Annotated in this window: 14 protein-coding genes; 4 read left to right on the top strand and 10 right to left on the bottom strand. The window is 33.7% G+C overall.

Translation table 11 applies throughout. From position 1 onward, the window contains the following. Positions 1-149: 149 nt before the first annotated feature. Positions 150-911 carry an exodeoxyribonuclease III gene (locus BXU01_RS06405; RefSeq protein WP_055094206.1) on the bottom strand — a complete coding sequence of 254 codons (762 nt, stop codon included), beginning with the start codon at positions 909-911 and terminating at the stop codon, positions 150-152. Between the two features lie 117 nt (positions 912-1,028). Here BXU01_RS06405 and BXU01_RS06400 point away from each other — a divergent pair, with 117 nt between their 5' ends. Then, positions 1,029-2,831: a lysophospholipid acyltransferase family protein gene (locus tag BXU01_RS06400; protein WP_055094208.1), complete on the top strand. Its 1,803-nt coding sequence runs from the start codon at positions 1,029-1,031 to the stop codon at positions 2,829-2,831. A gap of 58 nt (positions 2,832-2,889) precedes the next feature. Here BXU01_RS06400 and BXU01_RS06395 read toward each other — a convergent pair whose 3' ends face one another. From BXU01_RS06395 to BXU01_RS06375, 5 genes are all read right to left on the bottom strand, one after another. After that, complete coding sequence (locus tag BXU01_RS06395) at positions 2,890-3,354, bottom strand: DUF2752 domain-containing protein (RefSeq protein WP_056248144.1); 465 nt, start codon at positions 3,352-3,354, stop codon at positions 2,890-2,892. Further along, complete coding sequence (locus BXU01_RS06390) at positions 3,329-3,712, bottom strand: DUF4234 domain-containing protein (protein ID WP_055094212.1); 384 nt, start codon at positions 3,710-3,712, stop codon at positions 3,329-3,331. The genes BXU01_RS06395 and BXU01_RS06390 overlap by 26 nt, the downstream gene beginning before the upstream one ends. Positions 3,713-3,900: 188 nt before the next feature. Next, the gene (locus BXU01_RS06385; RefSeq protein WP_083692343.1) at positions 3,901-4,176 is read right to left on the bottom strand and encodes a TM2 domain-containing protein; all 276 of its coding nucleotides are present in this window, start codon (positions 4,174-4,176) and stop codon (positions 3,901-3,903) included. A 76-nt stretch (positions 4,177-4,252) separates the two neighbouring features. After that, on the bottom strand, positions 4,253-4,900 hold the full coding sequence (locus tag BXU01_RS06380) for an RDD family protein (RefSeq protein WP_083692341.1): 648 nt from the start codon (positions 4,898-4,900) through the stop codon (positions 4,253-4,255). A gap of 197 nt (positions 4,901-5,097) precedes the next feature. Beyond that, positions 5,098-6,045, bottom strand: a complete 948-nt coding sequence (locus tag BXU01_RS06375; RefSeq protein WP_083692704.1) for a 2-hydroxyacid dehydrogenase — start codon at positions 6,043-6,045, stop codon at positions 5,098-5,100. A 108-nt stretch (positions 6,046-6,153) separates the two neighbouring features. Between BXU01_RS06375 and BXU01_RS06370 the strand changes: the two genes are divergently transcribed. From BXU01_RS06370 to BXU01_RS06360, 3 genes are read left to right on the top strand one after another with little or no spacing between them, the layout of a single operon-like run. Further along, positions 6,154-6,846: an aspartate/glutamate racemase family protein gene (locus BXU01_RS06370; RefSeq protein WP_083692339.1), complete on the top strand. Its 693-nt coding sequence runs from the start codon at positions 6,154-6,156 to the stop codon at positions 6,844-6,846. Positions 6,847-6,861: 15 nt separating this feature from the next. Further along, entirely contained in the window at positions 6,862-7,998 is a 1,137-nt protein-coding gene (gene nhaA, locus BXU01_RS06365) for a Na+/H+ antiporter NhaA (RefSeq protein ID WP_083692336.1), read from the top strand. 14 nt (positions 7,999-8,012) lie between these two features. Further along, positions 8,013-8,555, top strand: coding sequence for a hypothetical protein (locus BXU01_RS06360; protein ID WP_083692334.1), 543 nt, complete (start codon positions 8,013-8,015; stop codon positions 8,553-8,555). Positions 8,556-8,740: 185 nt separating this feature from the next. On the opposite strand, the gene proC is transcribed toward BXU01_RS06360, so the two are convergent. The 4 genes from proC to BXU01_RS06340 form a co-directional block, all read right to left on the bottom strand. Next, positions 8,741-9,517: a pyrroline-5-carboxylate reductase gene (proC, locus tag BXU01_RS06355; protein ID WP_083692332.1), complete on the bottom strand. Its 777-nt coding sequence runs from the start codon at positions 9,515-9,517 to the stop codon at positions 8,741-8,743. Between the two features lie 101 nt (positions 9,518-9,618). Then, positions 9,619-10,968: a magnesium transporter gene (gene mgtE / locus BXU01_RS06350; RefSeq protein WP_055094223.1), complete on the bottom strand. Its 1,350-nt coding sequence runs from the start codon at positions 10,966-10,968 to the stop codon at positions 9,619-9,621. Next, complete coding sequence (rsmA, locus tag BXU01_RS06345; protein ID WP_083692330.1) at positions 10,952-11,737, bottom strand: 16S rRNA (adenine(1518)-N(6)/adenine(1519)-N(6))-dimethyltransferase RsmA; 786 nt, start codon at positions 11,735-11,737, stop codon at positions 10,952-10,954. The genes mgtE and rsmA overlap by 17 nt, the downstream gene beginning before the upstream one ends. A 188-nt stretch (positions 11,738-11,925) precedes the next feature. After that, on the bottom strand, positions 11,926-12,237 hold the full coding sequence (locus BXU01_RS06340) for a DUF4286 family protein (protein ID WP_055094228.1): 312 nt from the start codon (positions 12,235-12,237) through the stop codon (positions 11,926-11,928). Positions 12,238-12,377: the final 140 nt, after the last annotated feature.

Here is a 12,377-nt window from a genome sequence, read left to right as displayed (position 1 = left end):
TTTCTAGCCCAGATAGCAGCGACATCCTTTTCTTGCCTTCTTTAGGCAAGGAAAGATATAGCGGATAGCTGGAAATAGCTCCTAAAAATCCAACTAAAGGAAGTTCTTTATTTAAACAGCTATTCTCTCAACAAGAACAATACCAAACTTTACTCGATTTCGACTAAAACCGGACAATGATCTGAGTGCACAGCATCCGGAAGGATAACGGCACGTTTGAGTTTATGCTGCAAAGAGTCACTTACCAGATTATAATCGATACGCCATCCTTTGTTGTTTCCTCTGGCTCCGGCGCGGTAGCTCCACCAGGAATAATGATGCGGATCTTTGTTGAAATGACGAAAACTGTCAATAAAACCTGATTTCATAAAGCCATCAAGCCATGCACGTTCAGCGGGTAAAAATCCTGAAACAGTTTTGTTACGAACCGGATCATGAATATCGATCGCTTCGTGACAAATGTTGTAATCGCCACAAATAATAAGGTTTGGAATGGTTAGTTTTAACTCGTTTACATAGGTTTGAAAGTCATCCATAAACATAAATTTATGATCTAATCTTTCGATATTGGTTCCTGACGGAAGATATAAACTCATTACAGAACAATCGTCGAAATCAGCACGAAGGTTACGACCTTCAAAATCCATGTGCTGAATTCCGGTTCCGTAAAACACATTATTAGGTTTTATTTTTGATAAGATAGCCACGCCACTATATCCTTTTTTGGTGGCTGGATAATAATATTGATAAGGATAACCTGCGGCCGTAATATCATTTACCGGAATTTGTTCTTCTGTAGCTTTTATTTCCTGAAGACAAATAACATCAGGATTAGCTTGTTGCAGCCATTCGATAAAGCCTTTAGCGATTGCGGCACGTATTCCGTTTACATTATAAGAAATAATTTTCATCAGTGTTTTTTTAGGATTCCAAATGTAATAAAAATGTGGAAAGTTTGTGTTTGAATCAACGAAAAGTAGACTTTTTTGTTATCTTTGTTCGCTGCTCTAATAAATTAAAAATAGTACATGGGTTTAGTTACCGCGAAAGAAGTTGCAAAGGCAATAAATGTTGACAAGTACGGAGTTTTAGGTACTTTTTCAGGCTGGATTCTTATGAAGGTTCTTAAGATCTCTACCCTTAATAAAATTTACGATCATAATAAACATTTAGAAGACGTTGCGTTTTTAAACGGAGTATTAGATGAATTACAGATTAAGTTCGAAATTCCTGAGGAAGATTTAAAACGTTTGCCTAAAGATGGCGCTTACATTACCATTTCGAATCATCCGCTTGGAGGAATTGATGGTATTTTGCTATTGAAATTAATGCTCGAAAGAGAACCTAATTTCAAGATTATTGCTAACTTCTTATTACACCGAATTGTTCCGCTAAAAAAATACATCATGCCGGTTAATCCTTTTGAGAATCATAAGGATGCTAAATCAAGCGTGGTTGGAATCAAAGAAACTTTACGCCATTTAAGTGACGGAAAACCGTTAGGTATTTTTCCGGCAGGAGAAGTATCGACTTATAAAGATGGCAAATTAGTTGTAGACAAACCTTGGGAAGAAGGTGCATTAAAACTAATCAGAAAAGCCAAAGTTCCGGTTGTTCCTATTTATTTTCATGCTAAAAACAGCAGATTATTCTATTGGCTTTCTAAAATCGATGATACTTTAAGAACTGCAAAATTACCATCAGAATTGTTAACGCAAAAAGATCGTGTAATTAAGGTTCGTATTGGAAAACCAATTTCTGTAAATGAGCAAAATGAGTTTGAATCGTTTGAAGATTACTCAGAATTTTTAAGAAAGAAAACCTATATGCTGGCTAATCCTTTTGAAAAGGACAGCAAATTACTGGATACGGCAAGCTTAAAAATACCTAAAGCACCTAAAAAAATCGTTACGCCTGCAAATGAATCAAAAATGCTTGACGAAGTTAATGCGTTAAGAAATAGTGATTGCCGATTGTTGCAAAGTAAAAACTACGAAGTGTTTTTTGCAAGAGCAAAATCTATCCCTAATATCCTGCACGAAATTGGCCGTTTACGAGAAATCACTTTCCGCGAAGTTGGAGAAGGAACCAATGAATCTATTGACCTGGATAAATTTGATCAATATTATCACCATATGTTTTTATGGGATGATGACACAAAAAAAATCGCCGGTGCATATCGTATGGGATTGGGTTCTGAAATTTACCCAAAATACGGAATAGAAGGTTTTTATTTGAACGACTTATTTAGATTCGAACCTGAATTGCATGATATGATGCATAAATCAATCGAAATGGGCCGTGCGTTTATCATTAAAGAATATCAGCAAAAACCAATGCCTTTGTTCTTATTATGGAAAGGTATTATTCATACCACATTACGTTATCCTGAACATAAATATTTATTGGGCGGAGTAAGTATCAGCAATCAGTTCTCTGATTTCTCGAAATCATTGATGATTGAGTTCATGAAGTCTAATTATTATGATCCGTATATTGCTCAATACATTCACCCTAAGAAAGCGTATAAAGTAAAACTAAAAGATGCTGATAAAGATTTTATCTTTGATGAAGCAGAATCTGACTTAAACAAATTCGACAAAATCATTGACGAATTAGAACCAGGAAATTTACGTTTGCCGGTTTTAATTAAAAAGTATATCAAGCAAAACGCACGTGTTGTCGCTTTCAACGTAGATCCTTTGTTCAATAATGCTGTAGACGGCTTAATGTACATTAGAATCGCAGATATTCCTGAAAGTACTATGAAACCTGTTATCGAAGAATTTCAAATAGAATTAGAGCGTAAATTATCTGAGAAAGAAGATTAATTAACAACATATAAATAAAAAAAACTCATAAGCCGCAACTTATGAGTTTTTTTATGTTTTAAAACCAAATAGACTGATGCAATATATCATCAAAAGAATTATTCCTGATAAACAGAACCAATCGTATAAAATGATAAAAGGCTAAAAGATAAGCCATGTTATAAGCCAGTTTTCTATTGTATAAAAGTCCTGTAAAGTATTCCTTTTTGGTAATAATTTCTGTCGTTAATATAATGATGGTTAACCAGCAAAATATAATAACAAAAGGCCCCAAAATATGATAACTCAAACTTTTATAGATATCTCCCTGATAAAAATAAACTAAGGACTTTGTTATGCCACAACCCGGGCAAGGAAATCCTGTAATCATTTTAAAGGGACAAAATGACTGATCAGTTTCTAAATGATCATTATGATTGTTAAGCATTAGTAAAAACGGAATTATAAGTGTAATTACTGCACCTATAATTCCGTAAACTTTACGCTTTACTCTGCTATTATTTGTATAATCTGTTGATATCACCTTGTACAATCATTGCTGCTGCTACTGGAAAGAAAAGTCCCAAAACAATTAATAAAGTAGATTGATCTTTTTGAAGTTCACCAGTTTTCTCATAAACTTTTGGCAATGCCTCTTTACCAGCCAGGTAATAAAAATAAATATTTACCGGCATACAACATCCTGCAAAAATTGCAATTGGCTGTGAGATAACTTCTTTTCCGGCAACTGCATTAAAAACTTCAGATACTTTAATATTCCAATAAATTAAATACAAACCACAAGATAAAATTCCAAAAACCAATACCATTATTGGATCTACTTTGAATACCGGAATCTGCTCATTAAAATTATTAGACGTTTCTTGAAAATTGTTTTCCATTTTTTATTATTTAATTAAGGGTTATGTTATTTCTAATTCTAAGCATTAGACGGGCTTTTTATTTTTAAAGGAATGCGAAAATAAATTACTAAAAACCAACTTTCGTTCCTTATATGTTATTATTGTATTAAAAAAGTTCACCTATTGGCGTTCCCAATATTTTGTAAAACTTTATTATTCGGTTTACATTAAAACCAGCCTTTATAACCTATCTGATAGGTTTGATAAAATTCTTCATCGGTTTTTAGTAAATATAAAATACCTTCTACAATTCCAATTAATCCGCCAATTCCAAACATGAATCCAAGAATAAGCTGAATAATTCCCTCTTTGGTATAACCAAGATAAAATTTATGAATTCCCAAAGCGCCTAACACTATGGCCAGAATTCCCGCAAGCACTCTTTTGTTTTCGACTCCGTATCCTTGTGGATTATTCCACTCTTCTCTTTTTGTATTTTCCATTTTTTATTCCCTTTTATAGTTAATAATAATATGTTACAAATTTGCTGAAAACCAAATCCTGACAAACAGCCCAAAACTATTTATCGACAACCATTGTTCTTGCCGCTAAATCATGAATGGCCCTTTTATCCTGATTCAGTGATGAAGCCATAAATAAAGGGGGGAAATAAACACAAACTCCTTTAATAAGGTTTCGTAAAATTATATTGTAAGCAAGAATCTCCTTGTTTTCTTCAAAATCAACTGTTTTTATAGACAATGCCAGTTTCCCTAAAGAAGATCCTTTCAGGGCAAAATCACAAGCTATAAAATAAATGAATCCAATAAACATAAAAAACATGGAGATCGATGGCACCAGGAAAACTATCGTTAAACTTATGGCATACATAATGGCTAGATCAATTGCATAAGCCCCAACTCTTTTTCCAAAATCGCAAGGCTCCAGACCTAATCTATTATTTTCTTCATAAGAAAGATTTCCTAATTTATTTCTTGTATCATATTGTTCCTGAGACAAAATAGATCCGGGAATATAAACCGTATTACAAAAGAAACAGTTTAATTCATCACCAAGGTCCTGAATTTTAAACAACGGAATAAAAAAGATATGAAAGTACTTTTTATAGTTTTTCAACTTGTAGCTTTCTTCTCTTCTGCAATTTGGACAATCAAATTTTCCTGATTTAACAGTACTTCCAACAGTTTTACTTCCGAAGATAATCATAGACTACAGCAAATTAGTTAGTTAAACCTTGTTTTTAAGATTTTAAGCATAATATTTTTAAGATATTTAGCCAAATCGGAAACAATATTATTAAAAATTAACATTAAAAACTAATTATGGATGCAGAAATATACAGAAATAACTCGTTATAAAAATCTAAAAATTTAAGATTATAAAAATTGCTAATTCCTTAAAATTTATTTTGAATAAACTGCTTTTATCTTATCTACAATTACTTGCGCTAATCGTTCATGACTTTCAAAAGTCCAACCGGCAATATGAGGTGTTAACAAAACATTTTTAGCTTCTAAAAGATATTGAAAAGCCTCCGGAGTATTTTTATCCTGAAAAAGTGTTTCAAAAGACAACTTCTCATACTCTAAAACATCTAAACCAGCTCCCAAGATCTTTTTAGACTTCATTGCTGCGACTAAATCAGCCGTAACTATATTTTTACCGCGTGACGTATTTATGATCCAAAACGGCTTTGCAAATGCATTTATAAAGTTAGCATTTACCATTTTATCCGTTTCAGGAGTCCAAGGTAGATGTAAACTCAGAACATTTGCTTTTTGCTGTAATTCCTGCAATGAAACTTGTCTGGCATTTTCGTCTGCAATATTTTCTAGAATATCATAAAAAATCACTTCTACATCAAAACCACGAAGCTTTTTAGCAAAAGCTTTTCCCATATTTCCATAACCAATAATTCCAACCGTTTTTCCATCCAGTTCATGGCCTCGATTACTTTCGCGATTCCATTGTCCGGATTTAATTTCAGCGTTTGCCTGATTCAGATTATTAAACAAGGATAAAATTACACCAAGTGAGTGTTCTGCAACAGCGTTGCGATTACCTTCCGGCGCTGCAATCAAGTGAATGCCTTTAGACTCAGCATAATCACAATCAATACTTTCTAAACCCGCGCCAACTCTGGCAATAAACTGTAAATTGGTGGCTTTGTCCAGAAAGGTTTTATCGATTTTAAAACGGCTACGAATTACGATTCCGTTATAATCCTGAATTTTAGCTTCAATTTCTTCTTTAGAAGATTTAAAATCAGCGTGGTTTTCGAAACCGGCATCTTCTAATTGTTGCCATAAAATTGGATGATTGCTATCGATATGTAAAACTTTAATTGACATGAAATTATAACTTAAATTAGAAAAACAAAGTAACAAAAAAAATACGGCTTTCTCTTTTAACCCAAAAAAATCGCTAATAAATGTGTAAATTCGCATAAAACGGTTTTTATGAAAACAATTGGTTTGATTGGAGGTATGTCATGGGAAAGTTCTACATTATATTATCAAATAATCAATAGAACCGTTCAGGAAAAACTAGGTGGCGTTCATTCGTGTGAGTCGATAATGTACTCTGTTGATTTTGATAAAATTGCAGAATTGCAAAAAAAAGGAGAATGGGACAAACTAGCAATTTTAATGATCCAGGCAGCTCAAAAACTTGAAAAAAGCGGAGCAGATTTCATTGTATTATGTACCAACACCATGCATAAATTATCAGATGAAATAGAAAAAAACATATCGATTCCTCTAATCCATATTGTTGATGCAGCTGCCGAAAAAATTCACGAAAAAAAGATTAAAAAAATAGGACTGCTAGGAACCTCTTTTACAATGGAACAAGATTTTTTCAAACGCAGATTACTAGATAAATACAATATAGAAACCATAATCCCAAACCAGGAACAAAGACATCAGATTCATAGAATTATATATGACGAGCTTGTAAAAGGAATAATAAAAAGCAATTCAAGAAATATTTTTTTAGACATAATTACTGATTTAATTCATCAGGGAGCTGAAGGTATTATATTAGGATGTACAGAAATAGAATTATTAATTACTAATGAATATACGAATGCTGAACTATTTAAAACAGCAGAAATTCATGCAAAAAAAGCTGTTGAATTTGCATTAGAATAAATATCAAATTTAAAAATGAAATTAACCAAGACTTTTAAATCCTTTTTTAACAACGAAAAATCAGGAGGATTACTCTTGCTCTTTGTCACGATTATATCGTTATATCTTGCCAACTCCTCTTTTCAAACAGAATATATTGTTTTTTGGGAGAAAGATTTAGGCGGACATTCTATCACACATTGGATCAATGACGGTTTAATGGCAATATTCTTTTTATTGATTGGCTTAGAGTTAGAACGTGAAATTTATCACGGCGAACTATCGAGTATAAAAAATGCTTCTTTACCAATTATGGCCGCTTTTGGCGGAATGCTGGTTCCGGCTGCCATTTTCCTGGCTTTAAATTTTGGGACAGCAACACAAAACGGTGCAGGAATACCAATGGCAACGGACATTGCTTTTGCAATTGGAATTTTATCTCTCTTAGGCAAAAAAGTCCCTTCGTCATTAAAAGTATTTCTAACTGCTTTGGCTGTTATTGATGATTTGGGTGCTATTATTGTAATTGCCATTTTTTATACTACAACAATTGCTTTTGTAAATCTTGCCATTGCTTTAGGAATATGGATTTTATTGTTTGTTTTGAATCGAATGAAAGTTCAAAATCTGATTCCTTATTTAATTGGAGGAGTTGTCATGTGGTATTTCATGCTAAATTCTGGCGTTCATGCTACAATTACCGGCGTTATTCTGGCTTTTGTTATTCCGTTTGGAGATGGCGGAGAAAACTCTGCTTCCTATAAATTACAGCATTTTTTACATAAACCGGTTGCTTTTGTAATTCTACCACTATTTGCTGTCGCGAATACTTGTATTGCAATAGAATCTGACTGGCACCAGGGATTAAATCATCCAAATACATTTGGTATTATCTTAGGTTTAGTAATTGGAAAACCATTGGGAATTTTACTTTTTTCATCTATTGGAGTTAGTGCCGGCTTGTGTTCATTGCCTAAAAGCCTTAAATGGGCTCATATTTTAGGCGCAGGAATGTTAGGAGGAATCGGTTTTACAATGTCAATTTTTATCACCATTTTAGCTTTTAAAGACCCTCAAACTATCATTTTTTCTAAAATTGCAATTTTGATCGCTTCCGTTCTTTCCGGAATTTTAGGCTTTATATATTTGAAATATATTCTGGCAAAAAAATAAAAACTCTTAATTTTATGAAATCCATATCTAAAATTACAACTGCATTTTTACTAATATCATTTCTTTCTGCATGCGAAAACAAGCCAAAACCTGTAGTTGAAAAAGACACATCAAACGGTAACATTTCGCTTGAAACAAAAGCAAATAAAGAATCTATTGAAGGTTTATACGAAACTCAAACTGAGCCGAACAATACAGAGGACTGCAAAATTTCTATTGAAATCACCAAAACAAAAAATGGATATACTTATTTTCTAAACACGAAACTTCGCAAGTTAAAAGGCAAAGCCACTTTTATTACAAATGAATCCGGAGAAAAAACTATAGTTTTAGAAGGTATAGAATGGGATGAATATGAAGGAGATATCAGCCACGAAGAAGACAACGATTCTATCGCTGAGTCTGAAACAGATTCTAAACAATTAGAAATTCCCGTAGGAATTGGCGCCAGTTATGCAACAGATACACTTACAATTCAGAATTATGGCAATGCTATGAATTCTTATACTAAGATTTCGGAATGTGGGAGAAAGTATATACAATTGATTAAGAAGTAAAATTTTCAAATTCCAAATTCCAATTATTTGATAACTTGATTTCTGTCAATCTCTGACGAGTTACTCGTGTGACTTCTCCTTCGTGGAAGTGACAAAAAAGCCAATAACACTTTTAAACAAAAAAAATCCCAAACCCCAACAAAGTTGGAATTTGGGATTTTTTATATTAGAATTTCATTTTAAAACTAGCCTTTAATTTGTTTCAAAGAAGTTTTGATACCTTTTATTAATGATGAACTGAAACCATTATGTTCCATTTCGTTCAAACCAACAATTGTACAGCCTTGCGGTGTTGTTACACGATCAATTAATTGTTCCGGATGTACTTTTTCCTCTAATAACATTTTAGCAGCTCCTTTTACGGTTTGTGCTGCGATTGCCAAAGCCGTTTGAGAATCAAAACCTATTTCGATTCCGGCTTGCATCGAAGCACGAATATATCTTAAAGCATAAGCTGTTCCGCATGCTCCAAGAACTGTTGCTGCATCCATTAGCTTTTCGTCGATTACCGGAGCTGTTCCCAAATCCTGAAACAAGTCAACAATTGGCAATGCTTTTTCTCTGTCCTTTTCGGGGAAAGAAATACAAGTTGCCGATTCACCAAACTGTGCTGCGATATTTGGCATGATACGAATTACCGGAAAAGCATTGTTTGTTTTTTCCTGAAGTACATCTAAAGACAAACCACTCACTGCCGAAGCAATAGTTTTTCCCTGAATTACAGGCAAAATCTCAGCAAAAACAGTATCAACCTGATACGGTTTTATGGTTAAAATCACCACATCGGCTTCCTGAATATTATGTTTATTATCTGATGAAACCGTGATTCCGTATTCAGTTAAATATTGAATACTCGCGATGTTTCTTCTGGTAACAGTAACCTGATTATTTTTTGAGAATTTAGCAATTCCCAAGGCTATAGAAACCCCAAGATTCCCTCCTCCTATGATATGTACTTTCATTGCTTATTTATTGGCTGGTTAATAGCGAATTTTTCTGCCACAAATTACACAGATTTTACAGATCTTAAATCACTGTATTCTATTAATTTGTTGCAAAAAACTTAGAAACCAAGAATCAATTTGGCTACTCCAAAGTAGAGCATAATTCCAAAGACATCATTGGTTGTGGTAATAAACGGACCGGTTGCAATTGCGGGGTCAATTTTATTTTTATGCAAAAATAACGGTACCAAAGTTCCCAATGTCGCAGCAAATAAGATTACTACTATCATCGAAATAGAAATCGCGATTCCCACTAAATATTGTTGGTACATTACAGAATGATACGCCAATAAAAGCAGGGAAATAATAGTTCCTGAAATCATCGAAACGCTTATCTCTTTACTAAAATAACCGCGGCTAAATTCTTTTAATGTTCCGTTTGCCAAACCCTGCACCACAATTGCAGATGCCTGAACTCCAATATTTCCTGCAGTCGCAGAAAGTAGCGGAACGAAAATAATTAAGGTTGAATATTTTTGAAAGGTTGCCTCGTTTCCTTTTAGAACAAATGATGCTACAATTTCGATCACCATTCCTATTAAAAGCCAGGGCAAACGTGCTTTTGTAAGTTCAAGAACACTATCGTTTGATTCTACGTCTTGCGTAATACCCGCTGCTAATTGGTAATCCTTATCTGCTTCGTCCTTGATTACATCTACTATATCATCAATGGTAATTCTTCCTACTAATCGTCCTAATTCATCTACCACCGGAATGGCCTCTAAATCGTATTTTTGCATGATACGTGCTACCTCAACATCTTCAGTATCTACATTTACAAAGTTTAATTTTCGAATATAAATATCAGAAATCTGCGTTTTGGTCGAAGTGGTTAGTAAATCTTTTAATGACAATCTTCCTTTAAGGCGGTTTTCATCATCAACTACATAAATAGAATGTACTCTGGAAACGTTTTCTGCCTGAATACGCATTTCTTTTACACAAGTTAATACATTCCAGTTTTCGTTGACTTTCACCAACTCTTTTCCCATCAAACCACCGGCAGAATTTTCGTCGTAACGCAACAAATCGACAATGTCTTTTGCGTGTTCAACGTCATTAAGTTCTGAGATTACCTCCGCTTTTATTTCCTGCGAAAGTTCACCAATAATATCCGCCGCGTCATTGGTTTCGAGCTCATCAAGCTCTTCTGCAATTTCTTTTGGCGAAAGTCGGCTTAAGATATTTTCACGTAAATCATCTTCTAGTTCCAGAAGAATTTCTGCCGTTTTATCACTATCTAAAACCTTGAAAATATAAGTTGCCTCGTCGAAATCCAGCTCATCCAGGATTTCGGCGATATCAGCGTGGTGTAGATCATTAAGTAAAACTTCAAGTTCTTTGTCGTTTTTACTAACGATATGTTCCTCTAACTGGTGGATTAATTCTTTGCTAACTTTGAACTCCATCGGCTTCTATTTTTTGAGTCAGAACAATAAATTCGTCTACGCTAAGCTGCTCAGGACGTTTATCAAAGATAGTGTCTAATCGCAATTCATCAGATAAATTTAATGTTTTCAAACTGTTACGTAATGTTTTTCGTCTTTGCTGAAAAGCCGTTTTTACTACTGTAAAAAACAACCTTTCTCCGCACGGAAGGCTATAATCTTCCTTTCGGGTCATTTTCATCACACCCGACTTGACCTTGGGCGGAGGAATAAAGACGTTTTCATCTACTGTAAACAGATACTCTGTATCATAGAAAGCCTGAGCCAGTACGGATAAGATTCCGTAAGCTTTTGAGCCTTTTTTCTCGCATATTCTTTCAGCAACTTCTTTTTGAAACATCCCCGAAAATTCCGGAATCTGATGTTTGAATTCTAAAGTCCTGAAAACAATTTGCGTTGAAATGTTATAAGGAAAATTTCCAATAATAGCGAATTGTTTATTTTCGTAAACCTCGTTTATATTGTATTTCAGGAAATCCTGAGAGATAATTTTATCTTTTAGTTTTGGATAATTTTCACCCAAATACACCACAGATTCACCATCGATCTCGATTACGTGTGTATTAATTGGTTTGTCAAGCAAATACTTAGTCAACACACCCATCCCTGGTCCTATTTCTAAAACCTCATCATATCCTTTTAAGCTTAAAGTATCTGCAATTGCTTTTGCGATGCTTTCGTCTTTCAGGAAGTGTTGTCCTAAATGTTTTTTGGCTTTTACTTTTTCCATTTTCTTTATTGTTTTGCCTTTTTACAAAGACACTAAACTTTTCTTTCTTATCAATTTAGCCACAAAGGCACTAAGACGCAAAGTTTTATTTATTTTTATGTTTTGCCACGAATTACAAAAATTATCACAAATTTTAAAATCTAATAATCTGCGAAAATCCGTTTAATCCGTAAAATCAGCGGGCAATCTTAATGTTCCGAAATCACTTCCAACTCTGTTCTGAAAGAAAGCATTTTATCTGCAAATAATCCCAAAGCTTCCTGATGAAATTTTGGTTCATCTTCAATATAATATTGGTCTAAAGTTTCTTTGCTATCCGTAACATACTGAACCGAATAAGTGATTCCACCCATTTCTTCTTCAATCAAAACCCTTACGATTCTTGCCGAAGAAAATTTATTGGTAGCCAGAATTTCCGGTATGTGTTTTTCCTGCATCCATTTTAACCATTGGTCATGAACGCTTTCGTGTATATTTGTGGTGACGTTGTAAATAATCATTTCTTTAAAGGTTCTGAGATTCTAAGCTTCTAAGAGACTAAGTTTATTTTTAGTTCTTGAAATCTTATGCAATCATCATATTACTAATTCTTTTTTAATCGTTTTTCGGTTAATCGGTTAAACGAATAACCAATTAAACC

The sequence above is a fragment of the [Flexibacter] sp. ATCC 35103 genome, from assembly GCF_001975985.1.
Classification (GTDB): domain Bacteria; phylum Bacteroidota; class Bacteroidia; order Flavobacteriales; family Flavobacteriaceae; genus Flavobacterium.
The sequence above is the reverse complement of the archived record's forward strand: the minus strand, read 5'-3'. Positions and strand labels throughout refer to the sequence as shown.

Bases quoted from the DNA above. Each gene is read 5' to 3' on its own strand.
- proC (WP_083692332.1), bottom strand. From the start codon at position 9,517: ATGAAAGTACATATCATAGGAGGAGGGAATCTTGGGGTTTCTATAGCC.
- BXU01_RS06380 (WP_083692341.1), bottom strand. From the start codon at position 4,900: ATGATTATCTTCGGAAGTAAAACTGTTGGAAGTACTGTTAAATCAGGA.
- BXU01_RS06375 (WP_083692704.1), bottom strand. From the start codon at position 6,045: ATGTCAATTAAAGTTTTACATATCGATAGCAATCATCCAATTTTATGG.
- BXU01_RS06360 (WP_083692334.1), top strand. From the start codon at position 8,013: ATGAAATCCATATCTAAAATTACAACTGCATTTTTACTAATATCATTT.
- mgtE (WP_055094223.1), bottom strand. From the start codon at position 10,968: ATGGAGTTCAAAGTTAGCAAAGAATTAATCCACCAGTTAGAGGAACAT.
- BXU01_RS06405 (WP_055094206.1), bottom strand. From the start codon at position 911: ATGAAAATTATTTCTTATAATGTAAACGGAATACGTGCCGCAATCGCT.
- rsmA (WP_083692330.1), bottom strand. From the start codon at position 11,737: ATGGAAAAAGTAAAAGCCAAAAAACATTTAGGACAACACTTCCTGAAA.
- BXU01_RS06400 (WP_055094208.1), top strand. From the start codon at position 1,029: ATGGGTTTAGTTACCGCGAAAGAAGTTGCAAAGGCAATAAATGTTGAC.
- nhaA (WP_083692336.1), top strand. From the start codon at position 6,862: ATGAAATTAACCAAGACTTTTAAATCCTTTTTTAACAACGAAAAATCA.
- BXU01_RS06390 (WP_055094212.1), bottom strand. From the start codon at position 3,712: ATGGAAAACAATTTTCAAGAAACGTCTAATAATTTTAATGAGCAGATT.
- BXU01_RS06385 (WP_083692343.1), bottom strand. From the start codon at position 4,176: ATGGAAAATACAAAAAGAGAAGAGTGGAATAATCCACAAGGATACGGA.
- BXU01_RS06370 (WP_083692339.1), top strand. From the start codon at position 6,154: ATGAAAACAATTGGTTTGATTGGAGGTATGTCATGGGAAAGTTCTACA.
- BXU01_RS06340 (WP_055094228.1), bottom strand. From the start codon at position 12,237: ATGATTATTTACAACGTCACCACAAATATACACGAAAGCGTTCATGAC.